Raw genomic sequence first — 24,037 nt, forward strand, 5'->3', positions numbered from 1 at the left:
TGACCCGAGCTCAATGGAGCCAACTATTGAGTACGACCGAGCCGTAAACCACACTTATAGGGTCTCGGTTTGACAACATCAACCGTGCGCGTAGACCCGAAATTCGGACAAAGCGATACCAGACAGACACGGCCGAAACGGACCGTTAACACATGTTCCGGAGAGCAATGCCCGATAGTCGGACGGCTCGTCGCCGATATCCAGTTGCCTTCCGGAGCCCTGACTGCCAGTCTGCGGCGGCCCTGGGCAGCGTCGTCAGCCTAGGGAGAGCATCCGGAACACACAGCCCCGGTTCCCGATGTCGACACAACATCCTCGTGCGGAACAGGAAATCCCGCTTCCGGACCTCTCCGGCACGGAACCGCGCCGTAACGGCACCTGTGTGCGCTTCAACGGGCCTCGTGGCGCGACACGGTGGTCAGGGTGCCTGGCGGGTGGGCGTAGGCGGTCCAGGCCGTCCAGGCCGTCCAGGCCGTCCAGGCCGTCCAGGCCGTCCAGGCCGTCCAGGACACGAAAGCGCCCGGCTCCCCCTTCCTCGGGGAGCCGGGCGATGACGGGACTGCGGCGCTACGTCAGCGCTTGGCGCGGGAGGCGGTGCGGCCGCGCTCCTTGGCGTCCAGGACGACCTTGCGGATCCGCACGGTCTCCGGGGTCACCTCGATGCACTCGTCCTCGCGGCAGAACTCCAGGGACTGCTCCAGCGAGAGCTTGCGGGCCGGGACCACGTTCTCCGTGGTGTCCGCGGAGGCCGCACGCATGTTGGTGAGCTTCTTCTCCTTGGTGATGTTCACGTCCATGTCGTCGGCGCGCGAGTTCTCGCCGATGATCATGCCCTCGTACACCTCGGTGCCGGCCTCGGTGAAGATGACACCGCGCTCCTGGAGGTTGACCATCGCGAACGGGGTCACCGAACCGGCGCGGTCCGCCACCAGCGAGCCGTTGTGACGGGTGCGCAGCTCGCCGAACCACGGCTCGTGGCCCTCGAAGATGGAGTGCGCGATGCCCGTACCGCGGGTCTGCGTGAGGAACTCCGTACGGAAGCCGATGAGGCCGCGGGACGGCACGATCCACTCCATGCGGACCCAGCCGGAGCCGTGGTTCGTCATGGTCTCCATACGGCCCTTGCGGGTCGCCATGAGCTGGGTGATGGCGCCGAGGTGCTCCTCGGGGGAGTCGATCGTCATGCGCTCGATCGGCTCGTGGACCTTGCCGTCGATCTGCTTGGTGACGACCTCGGGCTTGCCGACGGTCAGCTCGAAGCCCTCGCGGCGCATCTGCTCGACCAGGATGGCGAGCGCGAGCTCACCACGGCCCTGGACCTCCCAGGCGTCGGGGCGCTCGGTGTCCAGTACGCGGAGCGAGACGTTACCGATCAGCTCGCGGTCGAGGCGGTCCTTCACCTGGCGGGCGGTGACCTTGTGGCCCTTGCCGCCCTTGCCGACGAGCGGCGAGGTGTTGGTGCCGATGGTCATCGAGATGGCCGGCTCGTCGACCGTGATCAGCGGCAGCGCGATCGGGTTCTCGGTGTCGGCCAGGGTCTCGCCGATCATGATGTCCGGGATACCGGCGATGGCGCAGATGTCACCGGGGCCCGCCACCTCGGCCGGCTTGCGGGTGAGCGCCTCGGTCATCATCAGCTCGGTGATGCGGACGTTGGACATGGTGCCGTCACGCTTGATCCAGGTGACGGTCTGGCCCTTGCGCAGCTCGCCCTGCTCGACGCGGCAGAGCGCGATACGGCCGAGGAAGTTGTCGGCGTCCAGGTTGGTGACGTGGGCCTGGAGCGGCGCGGCCTCGTCGAACTCCGGGGCCGGGACGTGGCTGAGGATCGTGGAGAAGAACGGCTCCAGGTTCTCGCTGTCCTGCGGGACGGTGCCGTCCTCGGGCTTGGTCAGCGAGGCTACGCCGTCACGGGCACAGGCGTAGACGATCGGGAACTCGATCTGGTCCTCGTCCGCGTCCAGGTCCAGGAAGAGGTCGTACGTCTCGTCGACGACCTCGGCGATCCGGGAGTCCGGGCGGTCGGTCTTGTTGATGCAGAGGATGACCGGCATCTTCGCGGCCAGCGCCTTGCGCAGCACGAAGCGGGTCTGGGGCAGCGGGCCCTCGGAGGCGTCGACGAGCAGCACGACCGCGTCCACCATCGACAGACCGCGCTCGACCTCGCCGCCGAAGTCGGCGTGGCCGGGGGTGTCGATGATGTTGATCGTGATCGGGTCCCCGCCGTCCTTGGGGTGGTACTTCACCGCCGTGTTCTTGGCGAGGATCGTGATGCCCTTCTCACGCTCCAGGTCGTTCGAGTCCATCATGCGGTCGTCGAGCGACTCGGCAGCGTGCGCGGCGAAGGAGCCGGCCTGCTTGAGCATGGCGTCGACCAGCGTGGTCTTGCCGTGGTCGACGTGGGCGACGATGGCTACGTTACGGATGTCGTGGCGCGTGGGCATGGGTGGCTTGCGCTTCTCTCGGATCGTGGGATCAGGCGTCTCAGTCGGTCTTCGAGTCCTCGTACGCCCGCCGGGCGGCACGCCACGGCTCGTCCCATGGTACGGGCCTTGCGCGTGCCGGGCTTCCCGGGCCGATCCGCGCAGGCGGTCTTCCCGTGTGATTCAGCCGATATTCAGCTCATGTCAAGAAGCGGCGGCGGCTGAGGAGGGGCCGCGTGGGGAGGTGCGAGGAGATGCGAGGAGGAGGGTGTGATGAGGTCGAACGGCCCGGGTCAGGACGGATACCACCTTGCCCGCCGGGGTCTCCGACGGGCAAGGGTTTTGAGCAGCATCTGAGCTTGTGCAAGGCGTTGACCTGCTGTTTTCTCCACTGACCTGCTGGTTCTTCCGGTGACCGGCCGGTAGCTCCGGTGACCGGCCGGTAGCTCCGGTGACCGGCCGGCCGGTGACCGGCCGGTAGCTCCGGTGACCCGCCGGTAGCTCCGGTGACCCGCCGGTTGCTCCGGTGACCTGCTACTTCTTGCGGTCTGCGGGGGAACCTGCCGCTTGCCGGTCCGTGAACCCGATGTCCTGGTAACGAGGGGCCGCGAATCCGAAGGCGCCGACATTCGCGAGCTTCTTGTCCACGGCGACGAGCTGCGGGCGCTGGAAGAGCGGAATCGATCCGGCAGCCGCCCAGATCCGGGCGTCCGCCTGCTTCATCAGCTCCCGTGCGGCCTTCTCGTCGAGCTCGGCGACCGCCTGGTCGAAGAGCTGGTCGATGTGGTCGGTGCCGACCCGGGTGTAGTTCTGCTCGACGAGGAGGGACCCGTCGGTGGCCGGCTCCGGCTTGGCGTAGATCGGGCGTCCGTCGGTGGCCGGGTAGGCGGTGGCGGGCCAGGAGTAGAGCGCCAGGTCGTAGTCGCCGGAGGCGATGTGGTCCTTGAAGTAGCTCTCGTCGGGGACCTTGGTGATCTCCGTACCGATCCCGATCTTCTCCAGCATCGCCGCGATCCGCTCGCCCACCCCGCGCAGCGACTGCGAGCCAGGGCCGGCGGGGAGCACGAAACGCAGGGTCAGCGTCTTGCCGTCCTTGCCGAGCGGCCCCTTGACCGAGGCGGGGGCGGGGGCGGCGGTGCCCAGGGGGGCGTACGCGCCGGCCGCGCCGCCGGGCTGCTTGTCCTGGGCGGTGGCCTTGTCCTGAGTGGTGGCCTTGTCCTGAGTGGTGGCCTTCGAGGCGGCTTCGGCGGTGGTGCCGTCCTCGCTCACGGCGCTCACGGCGCTCGCCTGGCGGAGCAGGGCGAGGCTCTGGGCGGCGGCGGCCCGGGACGGGGCGAGAACGTGGGTGGCGGTGGAGGCGTCGGGGGCCTGGACGGGTGCGGCGCCCGGCTTGTCGTCCTGGCCGACAATGTAGAGACCTTCGGCGCGGGAGGCGGCGCTGTCGTCGGAGCCGACGGCGGCGCGGTCGGCCTTCTCCTCGTCCTTGTCGGTCTTCTTCCCCTCCGCCCCGGTCTTCTCCGTGCTCTCCTTCTCCGCGTCCTTCTTCTCGTCCTCCGCGTCCTTCTTGTCGTCGGCGTCCTTCTTCTCCGCCTCGCTGCCCGCCTTGGTGTCCTTCGGCTTCTCCGCCGCACCGCCCTGGGTCCACCCCGCGTCGGCCAGGAGGGCCTGGGCCTCCTTGGTGTTCTGGTCGCCGAGCGCCCCGCTGCCGTCCTTGTACCCGGGCTGTCCGGCCAGGGCCAGGTGGCTGCCGAGCGGCTTCGCCGGGAGCCCGAGCGGCTTCAGTACGGTCTCGGCGAGCTCCTGGCGGTCCAGGGCGCGGGCCACCGCCCGGCGGACCCGGTCGTCCGCGAGCGGGCCGGACTCGCCGTTCAGCGCGAGCTGGGTGTAAGCGGGCTCCAGGGACTTGCGTACGGCGTATCCGCGCAGGGCCTTCTGCTCCGCCCCGTACGCGGCGACGGCCTTGCGGTTCTTCTCCCGGGCCGCCTGGGCGATCTCCGCCTGCTCCTCGTCGGAGCCGTGGGCCAGGGCCCAGGAGCGCAGGGCGGCGGCCGGCGTGAGGTCGGCGCCGGGGCCGTGGGTGAGCGGCTGGCCGTTGCTGCCGTCGCGGAGGGCGAGGGCGATGCGGTCGGCGGTGGTGGCGTCGACGTCGGTGATGTGCACGGTGCCGTCGGCGAGGGCCTTGGTGCGGTCCTTGGGGGCGACGGCCCGGAAGACGAGGGTGTCCAGCTTGGCCTTCTCGCCCCACCAGCGGGGGCTACGGGTGAGGGTGACGGTCCCCTTGGCCTTGCTCACGCTCTTGAGCTGGAAGGGGCCCGCGGTGTTCTTCAGGGCGGTGCGCGCGCCGTCGTTGAAGGTGTCCGGCTTTCCGGTGATCTCCTTCGGGTAGAGCGGCGAGAAGAGCGAGCGCCAGTCCGCGTACGGCTTGGCGAACGTGACCCTGACCTGGAGGTCGTCGGCGCCGCGCTCGATCTTCTCGATCCGCTCGTAGCCGGCGTTGCGGGCCGTCCAGAAGGCCGAGTCCTTGCCGCTGAGCGCCCGCCACTGGGCGACGAAGTCGGGGGCGCCGATCTCGCGGCCGTCGCTCCAGACCGCCTGCTGGTTGAGCTTGTAGAGCACGACCTGCTTCGGCTCGCGCTCGATGATCTTGGCGGACTCCAGGTAGTCCGGGTTGAGCTTCGGCTGCCCGGCCGCGTCCATCGGGAAGAGGGTGGGCAGCAGGGCCCCGGTGATCTTGGTGGTGGCGCTGTCCGCGTCCGCCTGGAAGGCGTTGAGGGTGGTGGGCATCGCGTCGACGGCCCAGTTCACCGTCGATCCGTCGGCGACCCGGTCGCGGGCGGCGGGGGCGATGTCCTGCGGGACCCCCCGGGAGGTCTCCTCGGAGTCGGAGCTGCACCCCGCCAGCGCGGGGATCGTGAGCACCCCCGCCGTGAGGAGCGCGAGCGAGCGGCGCTTTCGTACCGTCCCGCGCGGGACGCCGACGTGGGACATGGCTGATACCTCCGGGGCCGGCCCGGACCACCCCGTACCGGAATGGACCGGATAGTGCTTGTTTGGTGGCATTTGCAGTTGATCACACTGATTCCTGCCACCCACTGAAAGCGCCTCCGCGCGGGAGGGGGCGCCGACACGGCCGACGGGGACGGCAAGCTCACCCGCCCGGAGGAACGTTTCGCCCTACCTCCGACCTGGTCCCGGACGCCTCGGATCGCCTGCCTTGCTCCCCCGGCGGCCCAGGATCTAGGGTGAATGCGCTTTCACGAGCCAGAAGGGTCGGCACCAGCTGCCCAGGAGTCAGAAGAAGCGGACGGTCGGTCGAGTGAGCGCCCCCACGGTGTACGACGTCGCCGAGCGGTCGGGCGTCTCCATTGCCACGGTCTCCCGGGTCTACCGCAACCCCGACTCCGTACGCGCCCAGACCCGCGAGCGGGTCCTGGAGGCGGCCCGCGAGCTCGGTTACGTACCCAGCGGCAGCGCCCGGGGCCTGGCCAGCCGCACCACCGGCGTGCTCGGCCTCTGCTTCCCCGACTACGCCGACCCGGACGCCGAGAGCGCCGCCGCACTCAACGACGCGGACGACGACCAGGCCGTCATGCTCTACTCCGACCAGATCATCCGGGGCATGGAGCGGGCGGCGCGGCGTCACGGGTACGCCCTGCTCATCGCCGCCTCGCTGGACGGCGGGCCGGAGAGCCTGGTCGCCAAGGTCGCGGGGAGGGTCGACGGGTTCGCCGTACTGGCCCGGACCGTGCCGACCGAGGACCTGGAGGTCATCTCGCGCCGGCTGCCCGTGGTGATGCTCGCCGGGCCCCGCGAGATCGACCACCTGGACCACATCGTGGTCGCCAACGCCGACGGCCAGCGCTCCCTGACCCGCCACCTCATCGAGGACCACGGGCTGCGCCGCCTCGCGTTCATCGGCGGCGAGGACGACTCACCGGACGCGGTCGCCCGCTTCCACGGCTTCCGGCAGGCGTGCCAGGAGGCCGGGCTCCCCGTCCCCTCCCGCCCCGAACTGAGCACCGGCACCCTGACGCAGGCCGAGGGCGCCCGGGCGGCGGCGGCCCTGCTGGACCGGTCGGAGGGTACGGGGGTCGAGCGGCCGGAGGCGATGCTCTTCGTCAACGACCAGATGGCGATGGGCGCTCTCCAGGCGCTGGAGCAGCGCGGGGTGCGGGTGCCCGAGGACATCGCGGTGACCGGCTTCGACGGCATCCCGCTCAGCCGCATCGTCCGCCCGCCCCTGACCACGGTCCGGCAGCCGATCCGCCAACTCGGCGAGCAGGCGGTGGAGTTGCTGGTCCAACGCCTGGCCGACCCGGGCCGCGCCCCCGTCTCGCTGGAGCTGCCGGTCTCGGTGACACGGAGGGCCAGCTGCGGCTGCGGATGAGCCGGCACGTGTCCAGGGGCCATCGAACAGTCGGCACCTCGACCACTTCAGGGTCATTTATGTGGATAAACCAGCCGAGTTTCTCTGACGGGGCACTGAGTCAGGACTGAGAGGGCATAAGCAACGTCCTACGCGAGAAGGCTGTGGTGAACGACAGGACGGGGCTGGCCTCAGTACTGGCGGCCGCAAGGGATGCCGCGCCGGTGAATTCGCTCGATGTCGTGGCGCGCGACCTGCGCACCCGGTTCGGTGCGCGGTACGTGTCCTTCCTCTTCGTGGACGTGGTCGGCGGCCACCTGCTCCGGGTCAGCGACATGGCCGACGCCTCCTCGAAGGGCCGGACCGAAAGGGTGCCCCTGGCCGGCAGCGGCATCTACGACAAGGTGCTGCGTTCCCAGAAGCTGGTGCAGGTGGAGCAGGACGGGAAGGGCCGGCGCGTACTCGCTCCCGTGACCAACCGCGGTGACACCATCGGCGTGCTGGAGCTGTTCCTCGAAGCCGTCACCGAGGACGTGCTCGCACAGATCGAGGAGGCGGCGCACGCGCTGGCGTACATCATCGTCACCGACCGCCGCTTCACGGACCTCTACCACTGGGGCAACCGCACCACGCCGGTCAGTCTGGCGGCGGAGATCCAGCGTCAGCTCCTCCCCTCCGCCCCCTCCTGTGACGCGGCCGAGTTCGCCCTCGCCGGAGCCCTGGTACCGGCCTCCGACATCGCCGGGGACACCTATGACTACAGCCTCGACAGCAGCGCCCTGCACCTGTCCGTCACCGACGCCATGGGCCACGACGTCAACGCCTCACTGATCGCCACCCTCGTCGTGAACGCCTCGCGTGGCGCCCGCCGTGCCGGAGCGGAGCTCGCCGAGCAGGTCCGCCAGATGCATCAGGCCCTCCTCGATCACGGGAACAGCAGCTTCGCCACCGGCCAGGTGCTGCGCATCGCCCTGGACGGCAGCCGCGCCCAGCTCGTCAACGCCGGCCACCCCGTGCCACTCCGGCTACGCGACGGCGCGGTCGAGGAGATCGCTCTCCACGTCGACATGCCCTTCGGCTTCCCGCCGCAGGGTTCCTACCGTGTGCAGGACCTCGACCTGAGGCCCGGCGATCGCATCCTGCTGTTCACCGACGGCGTGCAGGAACGCGAAGCGCAGACGGTCGACCTGCCCGGGCTCCTGCTCCGGACCGCCGCCGAGCACCCGCGTGAGGTCGTCCGCGCGATGGTCAACGCCGTCGCCGACGCCTACGGCGGCAACCCGCCCAAGGACGACGCCACCGTCCTGTGCCTGAACTGGAACGGCCCCCGGAACGAGACCCGGCGCCCGCACTCCTGAGCCCGGCGGCCGGGCCCCTCAGACGGCCGGGGCCAGCCACTCCCCGAAGAACCGCGCCCGGTTCGCGTCCAGCTCCGCCGCCTCGGCCGTCATCCCCCGGTACGGGAAGTGCCCCGCGCTCAGCACCTGGAGCTCGCGCTCCCCGGCCAGCGCGTTGTATACGGCGAACTGGCCCGGCGGCGGCACCGCCGGGTCGAACAGCGCCGCCGCGACCAGTGTCGGCAGCTCCAGCCGCCCGGCCGCCGTCGCCGCGTCGAAGTAGCGCAGTACGCCGGTGACTTCGGGGTGCTCGCGGTGGTGCGCCCGCACCGCCTCGCCGCTGCCGGTGCAGGGCAGCGTCAGCCGCAGCGGGTGGTTGCCGAAGGTGGGGACGGTGAGTTGGGCGGCACCGAAGCGATCGTCCCAGGGCAGCGCGAGGGCCCCGAGCCCGCCGCCGAAGCTCTCCCCGAGGTAGGCGAGGCGCGGCCCGCCGGGGCGCCCGGCGCCCGCGAGTTCCGGGACGGCCTCCGTGAGGGCCGAGGCGGCGCACCAGAGGTCGGCCACACAGTCCCCGATGACGTACGAGTCGCGGGAGCCGATCCCGTACAGGACATGCTCGTCGGCCAGGTCCGGGATGCCGTCCGCCCGGCCCCGCTCCCCCATGCCCCGTACGCACGGCAGGATCGCGGCGGCCCCGGGCAGTGGCGGCGGGAGGTCCCGGCCCGGGTCCTGGCGGCCGCCGTACCCGTGGCCGACGACGAATCCGTACCGCACCGGCCCTTCGGTGGGCAGGGCGAGCCAGCCGCCGAGCCGGACGCCGCCCACGGAGGTGTACGTGATGCCGTGGATCCGTACGCCGTCGCGCTCCTCCTCCACCGGGCCGAGGACGGGCCGGGTGTCGACCGCGCGGGCCCGGGCGTACCGGTCGCGCCAGAACGCCGCGAAGTCCGCGGGGGCGGGCGGGGCCGGGACCTGGAGGAGCTGGTCGGGGCCGGGGTACCCGTGGGCCGGGTCGAACGGGAAGTCGTGGGCGAGGGCGACGGGTGAGGCCATGCGGCGAGGGTAGACGCCGCATCACCGCAGGGAGCCGCAGGGAGCCGCAGGGAGCCGCAGGGAGCCGCAGGGAGCCGCAGGGACCCAATGGGACCCGCCGGGTACAGGCCGACGAATCGGTCACATCACCTGTTGTTCCACAAACGGCGCGATTACGGTGCGGGAGTGGGCGTCCAGGTGTCGGCCACGTTGCACGAGTGTGACCCAGCACCCTCTTGCGGATTCCGGAACGTCTGGCGCAGAGTGATGTATGCGCTTACAGGCAGCGCATACATCGCGCAGCATCAGGATTGCTCGGATTGCTCGGATTGCTCAAGGAGGAGCCCTCCATGTCCCGCATCGCCAGAACCGCCCCCGTCGGCCTCGCGCTCGCGCTCGCCGTCACCCTCTCCGCCTGCGGCTCCTCCGGCGGAGATGTCGCCGCGGACGAGAAGCAGACGCTCACCGTCTGGGCCATGGGCGCCGAGGGCGAGAAGCTCGCGGAGGTGGCGAAGGTGTACGAGAAGGCCAACCCGAACATCACCGTCAAGGTGACTCCGGTCGGCTGGGACGTGGCCCACCAGAAGCTCGTCTCGGCCGCCGCGGCGGGCACGCTGCCCGACGTCGCGCAGATGGGCGGGAGCTACATGGGCGAGTTCGCCGAACTGGGCGTGCTGGAGCCGGTCGACACCAAGGTCTTCGACAAGAAGGACTTCTTCCCGGCGGGCTGGGAGCAGGGCGAGGTGGACGGCACCGCGTACGGCGTGCCGTGGTACGTCGACACCCGCGTCCTCTACTACCGCACGGACCTCGCCGAGAAGGCGGGCGTCGCAAAGGCTCCGACCGACTGGAAGGAGCTCCAGGACCTGGCCACCGCGTACCAGAAGAAGGCCGGTACGAAGTGGGGGCTCTCGATCCAGCCCAGCGGCCTGGACACCGTGCAGAACTTCTACTCCTTCCTCTACTCGGCGGGCGGCGAGATCGTCGACGCCGACGGCGAAGCGGTCATCGACAGCCCGGCGGCCGTCAAGGCGCTGAAGGAGTACGGCAGTTACTTCGACAAGGGCCTCGCCAACAAGTCCGTACAGCCCGGCTACGACGTGGTGAAGGACTTCGGCAACGGCAGGGTCCCGATGTTCTTCGGCGGCCCCTGGCACGTGACGCTCCTCAACGAGGGCCAGCCCCAGATCAAGGGCAAGTGGGCCATCGCGCCCGTCCCCGCCGACGCCTCCTCCACCTCCATGGCCGGCGGCTCCTCGCTCGTCATCTCCAAGGACAGCGAACACAAGGCAGCGGCAACGGAGTTCATCGAGTACCTCACCGACACCGAGGGCCAGGCCGACTGGTACGAGCGGACGAAGGACCTGCCCGCCAACACCTCCGCCTGGGAGTCCGGCAAGCTCGCCGACGACGCCTACCTCCAGGTCTTCAAGAAGCAGATGGACACCGCCAAGTCCTCGCCGTCGCTGGCGCAGTGGACGGAGATCACCGACAAGGTCGACCAGGCCATCGCCAAGGTGACGCAGGGCAAGGCGTCCGCCGAGGACGCGCTGAAGCAGGCGCAGTCCGAAATCGAAGGCCTCGTGAAGCAGTAGCCATGAGCACCACGACCGAGAAGGCAGCCGCACCACCTGTGCCCCCTGCGGGCCGACGGGTCCGCAAGCCGTCGATGGGCGTGCAGAACGCGGCGGGCTGGCTGTTCTCCACCCCGTTCCTCGTCCTGTTCGCCGTCTTCATGGCGTTCCCGATCCTCGCCACGCTGGTGATGAGTTTCACGGACTTCGGGCTGCGCAACGTGACGCGCCCGTGGGAAGCGGAGTTCATCGGGTTCGAGAACTACGTGAAGCTGTTCGGCGACGAGAAGTTCCTCAAGTCCCTCTTCAACACCGGGTACTTCGTGGTCGTCGGCGTACCGCTGACCATCGGGATCGGGCTGGTCACCGCCGTCCTGCTGAACAACGGCATCGACCGGGCGCGGACCTTCTTCCGGGTCGGCTTCTACGCCCCGGTGGTCACCACCATCGTCGCGGTCGCCGTCGTCTGGCGGTTCGTGCTCGACCCGAGCGACGGTCTGATCGCCGGCCTCTTCTCCGAAGTGGGCTGGAGCGCACCGGACTTCCTCGGCTCCGAGACGCTGGCGATGCCGTCGCTGATCGTGATGGCCGTCTGGCGGAACGTCGGAACGGTGATGGTCCTCTTCATCGCGGGCCTCCAGGCCGTGCCGACGGAGGTACGGGAGGCGGCGAAGCTGGACGGGGCGAGCGCCTGGCAGGAGTTCCGGAGGATCACGGTCCCGCTCCTGCGCCCGACGCTCCTCTACGCGACGGTGATCACGACGATCGGCTACCTGAACGTCTTCGAGGAGCCGTTCGTGATGACCCAGGGCGGCCCGTCCGACTCGACGCTCACCGTCTCGCTGAACATGTACCGCGAAGGGTTCAACTTCTTCCACATGGGCTACGCGAGCGCGATGGCGTACGTCCTGTTCGTGGTGATCATGGCCATCACGGTGCTCCAGCTCCGACTGCTGAAGGACAACACGAAATGAGCGCCACCAGCAGCCACGCACCCGCCGCCCGGAGGCCGGAGAAGAACCGGAGGCCGGAGAAGAAGGGGCGGAGCCGGGCCGCCCGCCCCCTGGTCTACGTCCTGCTCTCCCTCGGCCTGCTGGTCATGTCGGCGCCGTTCCTCTGGATGGGGATCTCCGCCTTCAAGACGCAGAGCGAGCTGTCGGCCAGCCCGCCGGTATGGATCCCGACCGAGTGGACCCTGACCAACTTCCGGCAGCTGCTCGACAAGCTGGACCTGCCGCTGTACTTCATGAACTCGGTGATCGTGGCGGTCCTGGTGACCGTCTCGAACCTGGTCTTCTGCTCGATGCTCGGCTACGCCCTGGCCAAGCTGAACTTCGTCGGCCGCAACAAGATCTTCGGCCTGGTGCTCGGCGCGCTGATGGTGCCCGGCAACCTGATGCTGCTGCCGCTGTTCGTGCTGATGAGCAAGCTCCAGCTGATCGACAGCTACGCGGGTCTGGTGCTGCCGTTCGCCGCCGGGGCCTTCGGGGTCTTCCTGATGCGGCAGTTCATGCAGTCGATCCCGGACGAGCTGCTGGAGGCGGCCCGGATGGACGGGGCGAGCGAGTGGTACATCTTCTGGCGGATCGTGATGCCGCTGGTGAAGCCCGCCCTCGCCACGCTCTCGATCTTCACGTTCCTGGGCTCCTGGAACAACTTCGTCTGGCCGCTGATCGCGACCAACGACCCCGACAAGTACACGCTCCCGGTGGCACTGGCGACCTTCGCCACGGACCCCAACAAGGCCGGCGGATCGAACGGGATGCTGATGGCCGGGGCGTTCCTGATCGTGCTGCCGGTGCTGATCGTCTTCATCGCCCTGCAACGGCACTTCACGCAGGGCATCGCCACGGCGGGCATGAAGTAGCCCCCGGGCCGCCCGACGTCACGTAACGAGGCCGCACCCCACCCCCGTATCGAAACGCGGCCACACCCCACACCACCACCAGAAAGACAAGTCGCGATGACGCACCCCCCTGCCCCGAACCCGTCGACGACCGCCGTCCCGTTCCCCGAGGGCTTCCTCTGGGGCGCCTCCACGGCCGCCCACCAGATCGAGGGCAACAACACCGACAGCGACTGGTGGGTCAAGGAGCACGCCGCCGGTACCCACATCGCGGAGCCGAGCCTGGACGCCTGCGACAGCTACCACCGCTGGCCCGAGGACATGGACCTGCTGGCCTCGCTCGGCTTCACGGACTACCGCTTCTCCATCGAGTGGGCCCGTATCGAGCCGGTCGAGGGGCACTTCTCCCGCGCCGAACTCGCCCACTACCGGCGGATGGTGGAGGGGGCGATCGAGCGCGGCCTGCGCCCGATGGTGACCCTGCACCACTTCACCGTCCCGCAGTGGTTCGAGGCGCGGGGCGGCTGGACCGCCGAGGGCGCGGTGGAGCTGTTCGCCCGGTACGTGGCGGCCTGCGCCCCGGTGATCTCCGAAGGCGTACGGCACGTCTGCACGATCAACGAGCCGAACATGATCGCGGTCATGGCGGGCCAGGCCAAGCGCGGCGACAACAGCTTCCCGCCCGCCGGTCTGCCCACCCCCGACGACGAGACGACCGCGGCCGTCATCGCCGCCCACCACGCGGCGGTGAAGGAGGTCCGGGCCCTCGACGCGGGCATCCAGGTCGGCTGGACCATCGCCAACCAGGTCTACCAAGCCCTGCCCGGCGCGGAAGACGTCACCGCCGCCTACCGCCACCCGCGCGAGGACGTCTTCATCGAGGCGGCGCGCGGCGACGACTGGATCGGCGTGCAGTCCTACACCCGTACGCGGATCGGCCCGGACGGACCGATCCCGGCGGCCGACGACGTCGAGCGGACGCTGACGACGTGGGAGTACTACCCGGGCGCGGTCGGCGAGGCGCTGCGCCACACGGCCGAAGTGGTCGGGGACGTCCCGCTGATCGTCACGGAGAACGGCATCGCGACCGCCGACGACAGCCGCCGGGTCGACTACTACACGGGAGCTTTGAGCGAGGTCGCCTCGGCGCTGGAGGACGGCCTCGACATCCGGGGCTACCTGGCGTGGAGCGCGCTGGACAACTACGAGTGGGGTACGTACAAGGCCACGTTCGGGCTGATCGCGATCGACTGGGAGACCTTCGAGCGCACCCCGCGCGACTCCGCGAAGTGGCTGGGCTCGCTGGGCCGCACACGCGAACTCCCGCGCACAGCAGCGTAATCCCGGCGCTTCCCTCCTTGCGGGAGCGCCCCCCGATACGGGGAGCCACCTGACGGCTCCCTCCGGCGCGGGAGCCGGCGGAACCTGACGACCGCCGGCTCCCGAGCCGCCCGCACGAGCACCGTTCCCCCTCCCCCTTCTGCCACCAGGAGCCGGACCGATGGACCGTCGCACGTTTCTCACCGCCGCAGGGACCGGGGCCGCGGCCCTGTCACTCGGAGCCGTAACCGCTCCGTCCGCTGGGGCGGCCACCCCGCCCGACCCGCGCCTCCTCCACCACTGGTTCCGCGACACGTACCGCTCGCTGGAGGCCATGACGACGGAGTTCGGCCTGGTCACCGACAAGATCGACCTCAGCGCCCCCGGAGCCCCGGCCCAGTCCATCCAGACGTCACCGACCAACATCGGCTGCGGCCTCTGGTCGACGGTTGCGGCCGCAGGCCTCGGGGTGATCGGCGAGAGCGCGATGGTCCGCTCCCTGACCCGTACGGTCACAGCCGTGGAGAAGCTGGAGCGCCACCACGGATTCTGGCTCAACTGGTATGACGCGCACGACGGTTCGGTGCTCACGGAGTGGCCGGGAACGGGTGACCCGGTCCGCCCGTTCCTGTCCTCGGTGGACAACGCGTGGCTGGTCACAGGCCTACGGATAGCCGCCGACGCGGCCCCCACCCTGCGCCCCCGCATCAACCGCATCCTGGCCACGGCGGGTTGGTCGTACTTCTACACGCCGTACGACCCGGCGGACCCGGTGGCGGGCCCCGGCCAACTGCGCGGCGGTGTCTGGACGGACACGGACGAGCCGACCAGCCACCACTACGGAGCCCTCAACACGGAACCGCGCATGGCCAGTTACCTGGGCATAGCCGACGGCTCGCTCCCCACCGACCACTACTGGCACCTGCTGCGGACGATGCTGCCGGAGCACGAGCAGGAGCAGAGCCCCGGCGGCGCCTACGCAACGGTCGACGGCATCCGGATCTGGAACGGCCACTACACCCACCGCGGCCGGAAGCTGATCCCCACCTGGGGCGGCTCGATGTTCGAGGCGCTGATGGTGCCGCTGTTCGTGCCGGAGCCGCAGTGGTCGCCGCGCGCCTGGGGCCTGACCCACCACCGTTACGTACGCGGCCAGATCGACCACGGCCTGCGGGAGGCGCAGTACGGCTACTGGGGCTTCTCACCCTCCAACGTTCCGGAGGGCGGCTACCAGGAGTACGGGGTCGACGCCCTCGGCCTGGCGGTCGACGGCTACGCCTCCAACACGGACCGCACCCACACGACGGACGGCAAACCGCTCCCCCCGCCCTCGGCCTTCACCAACGGAGTGGTCACCCCGCACGCCTCGTTCCTGGCCCTGCCGTACGCGGGCCGCGAGGCGGTGGCCAACCTGCGTTCCCTGGAACGGGACTTCGGCGCGTACGAGGAGGGGCTCGGCTTCCGTGACTCGGTGAACGTGTCCACGGGCCGGGTCAGCGACTTCATGCTCGCGCTCGACCAGGGCATGGTCATCGCGGCCCTGGCCCAGGAGTTGCACCCGGGCCTGCTCCAACGCCCGTTCCGCACGGGTGGGTTCCGGTCCCGGGTGAGGCCGCTGCTGGAGAGGGAGCGGTTCTCGATCTGAGGCGGAGGGCGAGGCGTGTCGGCTTTGCTGCCGCATGGCGAGCCCAGCCGACGGCCTACCCTCGGCGTCCCGTGCCCTTCACCGGCCGTCGCAGGACGGACCTCGCCTTCCACCAGAGGCGGCGGGCGGTGGAGGTGGACGTGGAGTAGCTGACGACGTACGGGCGTTCGCCACTGCCTTGCCGGTCGAGCGGGCATCCTTCATTGTCCGGGGTATCCAGCCACGGCACATGTGTGCCGTCGGGAGCAACGCTCAAACCGAACCGCTCCGGCCCCGGGCACCCGGCCCCGCGCCACCAGTCGTAGGCGGCCTCGACCAACCCCCACAGCCGGCGGGGCCCGTACTCCCACACGGTGAAGCGGTCGGAGGCAGCCGCCCCGTCCCAGTCGACGGCCGCCCAGGAATCGGCCTCCGTGGTAGCCAGCCACAGACGGGAGGCCACCCCTTCCACCTCGGGCTCGTCGTGCCAGGTCCGCCACACGAGGCAGCTGAAGCCCGAGCGCGAACTGCGCGGCCCAGTCGTCCCCGGCGACGGCCCAGGGGGACAACCGGGTCGTGGACTCCACCGGACGGTGGCTGTCCCGCACCACATCGCGGTAGATCCGCAGGTCCACGCGCTGTCCGCGCATGAGCATGAACGCCGAGTGCGGGGAGAAGAACCCGGAGGCGCCCCCGAACCCGTCCACGGTGAGCCTCAGAAGCCCCCAGCAGAACCACGGCGACTCCCACGGTGCGAGGACCACGCCACCGGGCGCGGTCTGGGCGATCCACGCCGGGGGAACGGCCCGTACGGAACAGGTCGCGACGACCCGGTCGTAAGGGGCACTGCCCGGGTGCCCACCGGCCCCATCCCCCTGAACCACCTCGGCATCCAGCCCGACACGCTCCAGGCAGCCCGCCGCCTGCGCGGCCAGCACCGGGTCCACCTCGATGGTGGTGACCAGTCCGGGCCCGAGCCGGTGCGCGAGCAGCCCGGCGTTCCAGCCCGTCCCCGTACCGATCTCCAGGACGCGGTGCCCCGGCCGTACGTCCAGCATGTCGAGCATGCGGAAGACGATGGAGGGAGCCGAGGCCGAGCACGACGCCCAGCGCTCCCCCGCCTAGGCGGCGTCCTGCCCATCATTGACCTGCGTGACGACGGCGGTATCGGCGTAGGCGTGGCACAGCCAGTCCTCGGGTGCCGCGTCCCGGGGGCACTCCACCAAGTCCTCCCCCACCCAGACCTTCTCGGGCAGGAAGGTATGCCGGGGCACCTCACGGAGTGCGGCCTCCCAGGCTGGAGCCATGGGCGCCCCGAGGCTTTCATTCACCGCACCGAGCAGACCGCGCATGGCGTCCCACCCCTCCGCTCCGATCGACTCCATCTGCCGTACGCCTACTTCCCCTTGTGCTTCGGCTCCGGCGCCGGCCTCGCGGTGTCCGTGGACGGCTTGGCGGTACCCGGGTCCTTGCCCCCGGAGTGCTTTCCGTCGCCACCGCCGCCGCCCTTGCCTGTTCCCCAACCCATGGCGGTCCCTTTCACCTTGCAGTGAGAGTCAGAGGCCGCGCCCCCGCTCTTCGGTTCGGAGGAACGACCTTAGGGAAGCGGCGAACGGGGAATCCACGTTGTTGCACGCAGTTGCACAGGCTCGCTGGAGCGAGTTCACACCATCGGTGACCGGGGCATGGACGTTCACGTCGCCCATTGACGACCCACCCCTGGCCCTGGCTGTCCGTACAGGCCACCGACACAGTGAGGGAGCACCCAATGGTCCTGACATTCCTCGGCATTTGTCCGAACACTCCAGACGACGGGTCGCCCACCATCTGGCTCGACGACACGACCGGCGATCTGATCATCCAGTCGTGGACAGCAGATGAGGCGACCGTCCGGCAGGCTCAGGAAGTCGGCTCCGTTCCTGGCCACTCCACCGACGTCCCGGACCATGAGAGCGTGATCCGACTCCCCGCGAACATGCTTCAGTTCATCCCCCGTCCGGAAAGTGAGGTCAACGGTGGCAACAGCGGTACGTGAATGCCTCGCCAAGGCGCGGCGCTCAGCCCTTCACCTGGAGATGCGGGACAGCTACATGCGGGACGACCCCGAGTTCGTCCGCTGGCAGGACGGACACCGGTACGACCCGGCGGACCGCGCGTCGTGGTGGCGCTCGTGGCTGGACGTGGTGGCCGAGACGACCGGCCGAGGCGTGGCCATACGCCGGCTGCGGGTGGTCTCGGAGCCCTTGAGCGACTACGTCCGCTACGAGTACGACGGCACGTTCACCAATGTGGCGGCGGGCGAGGACGTACGGTGGCTGCCCCGCTCGCGAGCGCGTGGCCTCCTGCTCCCGGCCCTGGACGGCTGGGTCATGGACGAGGAGGTCGTGATCCTGCACCACTTCAGCGGTGAGGGCGAGTGGACGGGTCCGCGTATGGAGGTCCACCACGATCCCGAGCTGGCCAGGCAATACGCGTCGGCGTACGAACGGGCCTGGGAGCGAGCCGTACCGCACGCGGAATACCGGCCCGCCTGACCACACCTGCACCCCATGGCCCTCTCCGCGTCCTCCAGCGCCCAGCAGGCCCGGCAAGCCCTCGCGGATCGTCTCGCGGAGCTCTGCCGGGATGCAGGCCTGACCGGAAGCGACCTGGCCGAGCGCTGCGGCTGGAGCCGGTCCAAGTCGTCCCGGATCATGAATGCCAGAACTCCCCCTTCCGCCGCTGACATTCGCGCCTGGTGCAAGGCGTGCGACGCCGTGGAGCAGACCGCCGACCTCATCGCCTCGCTGCGGACAGCCGAGGGCATGTGGGTCGGCTGGCGGCGCATGGAGCGGGACGGCCTCAAGCGGGCGCAGGAGGCTCGGCTACCGCTGTACCAGCGCACGCGCCGTTTCCGGGCCTACTCGTCATGGCTCGTGCCAGGCATGATCCAGACGCAGGCGTACACCACGGCAGCCCTGCGGGCGATCCATAAGCGTCGCGGCCTGGCGGTGGACGACGTGTCCGAAGCTGTGACCGCTCGTATGGAACGTCAACGGGTGCTGCACGAGGGAAACCGTCGGTTCGCCTTCCTCGTCGAGGAGTCGGTGCTACGGAACGGAATCGGTGGCGCCGAGGTGATGACCGGGCAGCTGGCCCATCTCGCCTCCATCGGCTCACTTCCTCATGTGAGCTTGGGAGTTGTCCCCATGGCCGCCGACCGGGAGCGCTGGCCAGCCGAGGGGTTCTGGCTCTACGACGCGGCTCAGGTCAATGTCGAGTTGATCTCCGGCTATCTCACGATCACACAGCCCGGTGAAGTCGCCATGTACGCGGAGGCGTTCGCGGAGCTGGCGTCGCTGGCTGTCTACGGAGCCTCTGCTCGCAGCCTGATCGCGGCCGCTGCGGACGCCCTTGGATAACCCGGCGCATGGTTCCGCAATCGCAACCGAGGGAGACAGTTGATGGCACAGAGCACGCCCGGGGACACCCCTGTCCACCGCCCAGGCCGCCCGCGAGGCCCTCGCGTCCCGTCTGGACGGGCTCCGGCGGGACGCCGGGCTGACCGGGCATGACCTGGCCGTGCGGTGCGGCTGGCACAAGTCGAAGGCCTCCCGCATCGCACGCGCCAGGACGGTCCCCTCGGACGCCGACATCCGCACGTGGTGCGAAGCGTGTGGAGCGGGGGACCAAGCGGCCGACCTGATCGCCGCGTCCCGGAGCGCCGAGTCCATGTACGTCCAGTGGCAGCGGATCCACCGGGACGGGATGCGGCGGGTCCACGAGAGCACGGTCCCGCTGTACGAGCGGACGGCCCACTTCCGCGTGTACGCCTCCAACGTCATGCCCGGGATGCTCCAGACCCCGGAGTACGCGACAGGACTCCTCCGGTCGATCACCGCCTTCCAGGGAACCCCCGACGACGTGGCCGACGCCGTACGGTCCCGGATGACCCGCTCCCGCGTCGTCCATGAGGGCCATCACCGCTTCGCCCTGCTGATCGAAGAGGCCGTCCTCCATTACCGGGTCTGCGAGGGACCCGAGCTGGCCGCACAACTCCGCTACCTGCAAGAAGTCATGGCCCGGCCGAACGTGTCTCTCGGGATCATCCCGCTGGAGGCCCGGCGTACCGTCTGGCCGCTGGAAGCCTTCTACGCGTTCGACGACGCCCAAGTGGCCGTGGAAACACTGACGGCTGAGGTGAACATCACGGCACCCAGTGAGGTCCACACCTACCTGAGAGCGTTCGTGGAGCTGTCCCGCATGGCGGTGTACGGAGCGGCTGCCCGCAGCCTCATAGCGAAGGCCCTTGACTCCGCTCTCTCCTAACCGATGCGTCGTACGGTGTGGTCGCCCATCGAGCACACCCAGACAGCGCCGGACACCGCGCGTGTGGCGTGCAGCCCGACGCGGTGGTCGGGGCAGAGCGGCCAGACCAGGCGGCTCCGGTCCGCGAGAAGGCATTGCAGGCCCTCCGCTGCCTCGACGTGGATGTCGCTCGGGTCGATGCCCTGCACGGGTTCGTGTCCGACGCGGACGGCACCTTCCGGCTCCCACTCAGTGGGCGGGGAGTACGGCACGGGAACGTCGGGTCGCCGCCCGGTTTCCGCGTGAACCTGCGTGAGCAGCGCGGTGACCGCCTGCTGGGCGTGCGCTTGGCGGTGCGCGCCGAGGAGAGGAGCGAAGTACGCGGGTGGCATCGCACCGTTCTCCGCGAACGCCGACCACAGGAACGCGAGGGCGTCCTGGGAGGCGAGGGCGCCTTCCGGATCTATGGTGAGGCCTTCGGCCAAGGTACGGAGCCACGTCCTGAACGCCTGGTCCGCCGGGTCGGGAGGGGGCACTGCTGCCTTCATCGTGTCCCCAACCTGGCCCGTCCGTACGTAAGGCGGTGGACGATCACCCGTTCTCCGGGAGGCTCATGCCATCGGAAGGCGGCTGGGTCTCGGCCGGGGAAAGCTTCTCCGGAGCCTCTACGGCGTCTGCGCGAGTTCGAGAAGCAGCGGCTTCCTCATCCGCGCCCGCCCGTGTGTATGCGGCAGCGGACTGCTCCCACGCCTCCCGCACCTGAGACGGATGAGCGGCCGCCGCACCCAATGTCTCGGCCACCTCGCCCCATGCCTCGCCGGTGCGAAACCAGTCCTGGGTCGCAGCCAGCGTCTCAACTGCCTGCCGACCGGCCGTAAGGGCCTCGTCAATGCGCCCCAAGTCCCGATAAATGGTGCCGAGGTTGTTGCAGTCTTTGGCTTCGCCGTGGGTGTCGCCCAACTGCCGGTGGAGACTCAAGGCCTTTTCGTGAGCACCGAGAGCATCGTCGAAACGCCCCAACTCCTGGAGAACTAGACCAAGGTTGCCCCAGGCGCTTGCCTCACCGTAGCTGTCACCGACCTTCTGGCAATGGTCGAGATCTAGTTGATGAGCGCAGAGGGCATCATCGAAACGCCTCAGCAGCTGGAGTGCGACGCCAAGGTTGTTCGATGCCTTGGCCTCGCCTTGGGCGTCGCCCAACTGGCGGTGGAGATCCAGGGCCTTTTCGTGAGCACCAAGTGCATCGTCGAAACGCCCCAACGCCTGGAGAGATCCGCCGAGGTTGTTCAAAGCGCTGGCTTCGCCGTGTGCATCGCCCGACTCTCGGTAGAGGTCCAGAGCCGTCTCCAAGGCACGGCGAGCCTCATCGAAACGCCGCATTTCTTGAAGCGCATTGCCAAGGTTGTTCAAGGCGCTGGCATTACCGCGGATGTTGCCCGACTGCCGGTAAAGCCCCAAGGCCGTCTCGTGAGCGTCCAGAGCGTCATCGAAACGCCGCAACTCTCGAAGTGCGATGCCCATGTTGTTCCAGGCGACCGGTTCATTGCTGACGTCTTGAAGTGCCTGGCAGCCGTTGAGGGCAAGCGCACGGACTACGACGAGGTCTTGGAGACGTCGCCGCCACCTCAGATAGCCGCCGAGCGCGAAGCCAAGGTGGAAGCCGGTCCGGGGGGTGATGTAGGCAGCGGCGATGAGGTTTTCGCGTTCGGCGTCGAACCAAGCCAGTGCTTGATCTCGGTCGCGGAACCGGGACGACACGGAGCCTTCCAGAGTGCCGAGATAAGTGTCGGCTGCCTCAGCATGCCGGATGTAGTAATCGATGAGCCTCTCACTGGCCTGCTCGTAGCGGCGCCGCGGAGCGCGACCACGGCCTTTGGCCGCCTCTGCCTGCTCGTGGGCGTAGGCACGTAGAAGGTCGTGCATCTGCCATCGTCCGCGGATCGTCGGATTGCGTTCGATGAGGTGACTGGCCGCGAGCCGCGCAAGGAGGCGTTCGGTAGCCGGCTGAGGCTGGTCGGCCAGGACCGCAGCGGCGGCCGTGGAGATGTCAGGCCCGGGGTTGAGGGACAGCTGACGGAAAAGGTCCTGCTCCTGCGGGGTGAGGCGTTCCAAGGACTGGTCGAACATCGCCCGCAGGCTGCGTTCGCCGTCGCTCAGGCCGTCCAGGATGCCTTCCGCGTCACCGAGGGCGTCCGCGCGTTCGGTCAGCGGCTGCCCCGGGTCCTGGGCCAGCAGAGCCGCCGTGATCTGCAGGGCCAGCGGCAGGTAGCCGCAGGCCGACGCCACCCGCTCGGCCGCCTCCGGCTCCTGCTCGACCCGCACGTCGTCCGGGTCATTGTTCTTCAGGGCCGCCTTGAGCAAGGCAACGGCATCTTCCGGCTGAAGGCTGTTGACCGTCCGCATCCGGCCGAGGCCCGGGAGGCGGTGCCGGGACGTGACGAGCATCCCGTGGTGCCCGGGCGGCAGCAACGGCTGCACCTGAGCCACGGCCGAGGCGTTGTCCGCGACCACCAGCAGCCGTTCCCCCGCCTCCTGCCGGGCGTTGAGCTGCGACCGGTACAGCGCCTCCCGCCCGGCCCCGGGTGGCGGAAGATGCTCGGGGCGCACACCCAGCGACCGCAGCAACGCTTCCAGGGCGTCCTCTGCCTGGGCGGGGTAGGGGTCGTAGCCGTGGAGGTCGACCAGCAGGACCCCCGTGTACCAACCCCGCTCCTGCGCGGCGTGCCCGGAGGCGTAGGCAAGGGTCGTCTTCCCGACGCCGCCCCAACCCGACAGGACGGCCACCGCAGGACCGTCGGTACGGTCCGGGTCCAGCACGCCCAGGATGTACGCGAGGTCATCCTCACGGCCGGTGAAGCCCGCTGGCGGCTGCGGCAGCGCGTCCAGCGCCGTCGGCACCGGCGCGTACTGCTGTACGTACGTCTTCACGGCCATGGTGCCGTTCGTCACCAGTTGGCTGTTGGTGATGTCGACACCACGGAAGTCGTTGTGGACCCCACCGGCAGGACGCCCCTGCACCTGCCCCCGCTTCTGTGGATTCCTGCTCTTCTTGCCCTTGCGCTTGGCGCCGCTCTTGCCCCCCACAGCACTGCCCTACTTGTCGTAGTTGTTCGTCACCGTCATGGTCCCGCTGCCGAGCACCTGACTGTTCGTGAACGTCGCATGGCTGAAGTCGTTGTGCACCGTCCCGGCAGGCTGAGCGGCCTCCGCCTGCGCGACCAGGGACTCCAGCTCGGACAGCACCAGCCGCTGTTCTTCCTCCGGCAGCTCCTCCAGAAGCGTCTCCAGACGGGTCTGCCACCGGGCGACCTGCGCGATCTGCACGCGCTGCGCCTCTTCACCCTCATCGGCCGCCTCCAGCACCGCCCGCGTCTGGTCCAGGCGCTCCAGCTCCACCTGCTCTCGGGCGCTCTCCCCGCGGCCGAAGAGCTTGGCGATTCCGTTGCGGACGCCGTTCCACGCGTCCGTACCCGCGGCCTGCACGATCGCGCCGCCTCCAGCGGCAGCTACGGCGATGAGTCCCTCGGCCAACATGGCGTTCCCCCTGAATCAGGATCCAACAGACATGGACCATCAGCCTAGTTCGACCACGTCGCCGCCACTGTTCAGTTCGCGACGGCGGTCTTTCAGCGCTCCACGCCACAGCGCCGCGCAAGCGCCTCAAGGCGTTCGAGTTCGCGTCGCGCCGCTGCCGGGTGGGCGAGGTCGAGGGCCATCCCGGCGCGAGCCTGGATGTAGAGGATGTCCTGACGGGTGGCGGCGTCGAGGTCGGGGGCGGCCTGGAGGCGGCGGCCCGCGACGCTCAGGAAGATCGCGATGGTGTCGAGGTCCTCGCGCAGGTCCACGGACAGCACCTGCCGCAGCTCGTCCTTGGCGTAGTCGCGTGTCTGCCGGTCCGCCGTGCGGGGGTCCGGTGACGTGGGCGCCCAGGGCAGGCCGGCGTCCCGGGCTTCGTCGTACATCTCCGCCACCAGGGTCCGTGCGCACACGCGGTCGCCCTCGGCGCCCGCCTCGCGAGCCCTCTCCAAGGTGGAGCGCAGTCGGGCACGGGCGTGGGGGTCCTCACCGGTTCTGGCGTTGAGATAGCTGGACCACACGTCGAACGCCTTGCTCAGCTCGGCGTCCAGCATGATCTCGTACACGTCCGGCACTCCGCCGCCCCTCCATCGACCCCGTCCCGGCAGGGAACAGCGGGCGGGAGCGGACACGATAGGACGAGTGCCGGTCC

Annotated in this window: 22 protein-coding genes and 1 pseudogene; 12 read left to right on the top strand and 11 right to left on the bottom strand. The window is 69.5% G+C overall.

The genetic code is table 11. The annotated features are described in order from the left end of the window. Positions 1–389: 389 nt before the first annotated feature. The 3 genes from R2B67_RS11160 to R2B67_RS11170 all read right to left on the bottom strand — a co-directional run bounded on the left by R2B67_RS11160 (position 390) and on the right by R2B67_RS11170 (position 5,411). Entirely contained in the window at positions 390–512 is a 123-nt protein-coding gene (locus R2B67_RS11160) for a hypothetical protein (protein WP_317817597.1), read from the bottom strand. 60 nt (positions 513–572) lie between these two features. Beyond that, positions 573–2,444 (bottom strand): translational GTPase TypA, encoded by a 1,872-nt coding sequence (gene typA / locus R2B67_RS11165; protein ID WP_018510189.1) that lies wholly within the window; start codon positions 2,442–2,444, stop codon positions 573–575. Between the two features lie 513 nt (positions 2,445–2,957). After that, positions 2,958–5,411: an ABC transporter family substrate-binding protein gene (locus R2B67_RS11170; RefSeq protein ID WP_317817598.1), complete on the bottom strand. Its 2,454-nt coding sequence runs from the start codon at positions 5,409–5,411 to the stop codon at positions 2,958–2,960. Between the two features lie 328 nt (positions 5,412–5,739). Between R2B67_RS11170 and R2B67_RS11175 the strand changes: the two genes are divergently transcribed. After that, positions 5,740–6,810, top strand: a complete 1,071-nt coding sequence (locus R2B67_RS11175; RefSeq protein WP_317817599.1) for a LacI family DNA-binding transcriptional regulator — start codon at positions 5,740–5,742, stop codon at positions 6,808–6,810. A 143-nt stretch (positions 6,811–6,953) separates the two neighbouring features. Further along, positions 6,954–8,147, top strand: a complete 1,194-nt coding sequence (locus R2B67_RS11180; protein WP_317817601.1) for a PP2C family protein-serine/threonine phosphatase — start codon at positions 6,954–6,956, stop codon at positions 8,145–8,147. Positions 8,148–8,165: 18 nt separating this feature from the next. Here R2B67_RS11180 and R2B67_RS11185 read toward each other — a convergent pair whose 3' ends face one another. Next, entirely contained in the window at positions 8,166–9,179 is a 1,014-nt protein-coding gene (locus R2B67_RS11185; protein ID WP_317817603.1) for an acetylxylan esterase, read from the bottom strand. A gap of 329 nt (positions 9,180–9,508) precedes the next feature. Between R2B67_RS11185 and R2B67_RS11190 the strand changes: the two genes are divergently transcribed. From R2B67_RS11190 to R2B67_RS11210, 5 genes are all read left to right on the top strand, one after another. After that, the gene (locus R2B67_RS11190) at positions 9,509–10,753 is read left to right on the top strand and encodes a sugar ABC transporter substrate-binding protein (protein WP_317817604.1); all 1,245 of its coding nucleotides are present in this window, start codon (positions 9,509–9,511) and stop codon (positions 10,751–10,753) included. Positions 10,754–10,755: 2 nt separating this feature from the next. Then, the gene (locus tag R2B67_RS11195; protein WP_317817605.1) at positions 10,756–11,706 is read left to right on the top strand and encodes a carbohydrate ABC transporter permease; all 951 of its coding nucleotides are present in this window, start codon (positions 10,756–10,758) and stop codon (positions 11,704–11,706) included. Beyond that, the gene (locus tag R2B67_RS11200; RefSeq protein WP_317817606.1) at positions 11,703–12,599 is read left to right on the top strand and encodes a carbohydrate ABC transporter permease; all 897 of its coding nucleotides are present in this window, start codon (positions 11,703–11,705) and stop codon (positions 12,597–12,599) included. Before R2B67_RS11195 ends, R2B67_RS11200 begins: the two co-directional genes overlap by 4 nt. Positions 12,600–12,695: 96 nt before the next feature. Then, the gene (locus tag R2B67_RS11205; protein WP_317817607.1) at positions 12,696–13,919 is read left to right on the top strand and encodes a glycoside hydrolase family 1 protein; all 1,224 of its coding nucleotides are present in this window, start codon (positions 12,696–12,698) and stop codon (positions 13,917–13,919) included. Between the two features lie 160 nt (positions 13,920–14,079). Then, on the top strand, positions 14,080–15,543 hold the full coding sequence (locus R2B67_RS11210; protein ID WP_317817608.1) for a glucoamylase family protein: 1,464 nt from the start codon (positions 14,080–14,082) through the stop codon (positions 15,541–15,543). A 55-nt stretch (positions 15,544–15,598) separates the two neighbouring features. On the opposite strand, the gene R2B67_RS11215 is transcribed toward R2B67_RS11210, so the two are convergent. Then, the gene (locus R2B67_RS11215; protein ID WP_317825059.1) at positions 15,599–15,985 is read right to left on the bottom strand and encodes a hypothetical protein; all 387 of its coding nucleotides are present in this window, start codon (positions 15,983–15,985) and stop codon (positions 15,599–15,601) included. Positions 15,986–16,170: 185 nt separating this feature from the next. Between R2B67_RS11215 and R2B67_RS11220 the strand changes: the two genes are divergently transcribed. Continuing rightward, a complete protein-coding gene (locus tag R2B67_RS11220) occupies positions 16,171–16,362 on the top strand; it encodes a hypothetical protein (protein WP_317825060.1) in 192 nt (63 codons plus the stop codon). Here the strand turns inward: R2B67_RS11220 and R2B67_RS11225 are convergent. Next, positions 16,329–16,589 (bottom strand): annotated as a pseudogene (locus R2B67_RS11225) (methyltransferase domain-containing protein); the annotation flags it as partial. The gene R2B67_RS11220 and the pseudogene R2B67_RS11225 overlap by 34 nt on opposite strands. Positions 16,590–16,643: 54 nt before the next feature. Beyond that, positions 16,644–16,907: a hypothetical protein gene (locus tag R2B67_RS11230; RefSeq protein WP_317817609.1), complete on the bottom strand. Its 264-nt coding sequence runs from the start codon at positions 16,905–16,907 to the stop codon at positions 16,644–16,646. Positions 16,908–17,290: 383 nt separating this feature from the next. Between R2B67_RS11230 and R2B67_RS11235 the strand changes: the two genes are divergently transcribed. The 4 genes from R2B67_RS11235 (at position 17,291) to R2B67_RS11250 (ending at position 19,830) form a co-directional block, all read left to right on the top strand. Then, positions 17,291–17,557 (top strand): hypothetical protein, encoded by a 267-nt coding sequence (locus tag R2B67_RS11235; RefSeq protein WP_317817611.1) that lies wholly within the window; start codon positions 17,291–17,293, stop codon positions 17,555–17,557. Then, positions 17,538–18,056, top strand: coding sequence for a DUF6879 family protein (locus R2B67_RS11240; protein ID WP_381075154.1), 519 nt, complete (start codon positions 17,538–17,540; stop codon positions 18,054–18,056). The genes R2B67_RS11235 and R2B67_RS11240 overlap by 20 nt, the downstream gene beginning before the upstream one ends. Positions 18,057–18,071: 15 nt before the next feature. Next, the gene (locus R2B67_RS11245; RefSeq protein WP_317817612.1) at positions 18,072–18,923 is read left to right on the top strand and encodes a helix-turn-helix domain-containing protein; all 852 of its coding nucleotides are present in this window, start codon (positions 18,072–18,074) and stop codon (positions 18,921–18,923) included. 112 nt (positions 18,924–19,035) lie between these two features. Beyond that, complete coding sequence (locus R2B67_RS11250) at positions 19,036–19,830, top strand: helix-turn-helix domain-containing protein (RefSeq protein WP_317824822.1); 795 nt, start codon at positions 19,036–19,038, stop codon at positions 19,828–19,830. Here the strand turns inward: R2B67_RS11250 and R2B67_RS11255 are convergent. The 4 genes from R2B67_RS11255 to R2B67_RS11270 all read right to left on the bottom strand — a co-directional run bounded on the left by R2B67_RS11255 (position 19,827) and on the right by R2B67_RS11270 (position 23,960). Next, positions 19,827–20,357 carry a hypothetical protein gene (locus R2B67_RS11255; protein ID WP_317817614.1) on the bottom strand — a complete coding sequence of 177 codons (531 nt, stop codon included), beginning with the start codon at positions 20,355–20,357 and terminating at the stop codon, positions 19,827–19,829. The two genes, R2B67_RS11250 and R2B67_RS11255, sit on opposite strands and share 4 nt — an antisense overlap. A 43-nt stretch (positions 20,358–20,400) precedes the next feature. Continuing rightward, on the bottom strand, positions 20,401–22,893 hold the full coding sequence (locus R2B67_RS11260; RefSeq protein ID WP_317817615.1) for an ATP-binding protein: 2,493 nt from the start codon (positions 22,891–22,893) through the stop codon (positions 20,401–20,403). Between the two features lie 9 nt (positions 22,894–22,902). Next, positions 22,903–23,343, bottom strand: coding sequence for a hypothetical protein (locus R2B67_RS11265; RefSeq protein ID WP_317817617.1), 441 nt, complete (start codon positions 23,341–23,343; stop codon positions 22,903–22,905). A 92-nt stretch (positions 23,344–23,435) separates the two neighbouring features. Beyond that, on the bottom strand, positions 23,436–23,960 hold the full coding sequence (locus R2B67_RS11270) for a hypothetical protein (protein ID WP_317817619.1): 525 nt from the start codon (positions 23,958–23,960) through the stop codon (positions 23,436–23,438). Between the last annotated feature and the right edge of the window lie 77 nt (positions 23,961–24,037).

The organism is Streptomyces cyaneofuscatus (genome assembly GCF_033109485.1).
Lineage (GTDB): Bacteria > Actinomycetota > Actinomycetes > Streptomycetales > Streptomycetaceae > Streptomyces > Streptomyces cyaneofuscatus.

Coding starts and splice junctions, on each gene's coding strand:
- typA (WP_018510189.1), bottom strand. CDS start 2,444: ATGCCCACGCGCCACGACATCCGTAACGTAGCCATCGTCGCCCACGTC.
- R2B67_RS11170 (WP_317817598.1), bottom strand. CDS start 5,411: ATGTCCCACGTCGGCGTCCCGCGCGGGACGGTACGAAAGCGCCGCTCG.
- R2B67_RS11185 (WP_317817603.1), bottom strand. CDS start 9,179: ATGGCCTCACCCGTCGCCCTCGCCCACGACTTCCCGTTCGACCCGGCC.
- R2B67_RS11190 (WP_317817604.1), top strand. CDS start 9,509: ATGTCCCGCATCGCCAGAACCGCCCCCGTCGGCCTCGCGCTCGCGCTC.
- R2B67_RS11195 (WP_317817605.1), top strand. CDS start 10,756: ATGAGCACCACGACCGAGAAGGCAGCCGCACCACCTGTGCCCCCTGCG.
- R2B67_RS11200 (WP_317817606.1), top strand. CDS start 11,703: ATGAGCGCCACCAGCAGCCACGCACCCGCCGCCCGGAGGCCGGAGAAG.
- R2B67_RS11205 (WP_317817607.1), top strand. CDS start 12,696: ATGACGCACCCCCCTGCCCCGAACCCGTCGACGACCGCCGTCCCGTTC.
- R2B67_RS11210 (WP_317817608.1), top strand. CDS start 14,080: ATGGACCGTCGCACGTTTCTCACCGCCGCAGGGACCGGGGCCGCGGCC.
- R2B67_RS11220 (WP_317825060.1), top strand. CDS start 16,171: ATGAGCATGAACGCCGAGTGCGGGGAGAAGAACCCGGAGGCGCCCCCG.
- R2B67_RS11230 (WP_317817609.1), bottom strand. CDS start 16,907: ATGGAGTCGATCGGAGCGGAGGGGTGGGACGCCATGCGCGGTCTGCTC.
- R2B67_RS11235 (WP_317817611.1), top strand. CDS start 17,291: ATGGTCCTGACATTCCTCGGCATTTGTCCGAACACTCCAGACGACGGG.
- R2B67_RS11245 (WP_317817612.1), top strand. CDS start 18,072: ATGGCCCTCTCCGCGTCCTCCAGCGCCCAGCAGGCCCGGCAAGCCCTC.
- R2B67_RS11255 (WP_317817614.1), bottom strand. CDS start 20,357: ATGAAGGCAGCAGTGCCCCCTCCCGACCCGGCGGACCAGGCGTTCAGG.
- R2B67_RS11265 (WP_317817617.1), bottom strand. CDS start 23,343: ATGTTGGCCGAGGGACTCATCGCCGTAGCTGCCGCTGGAGGCGGCGCG.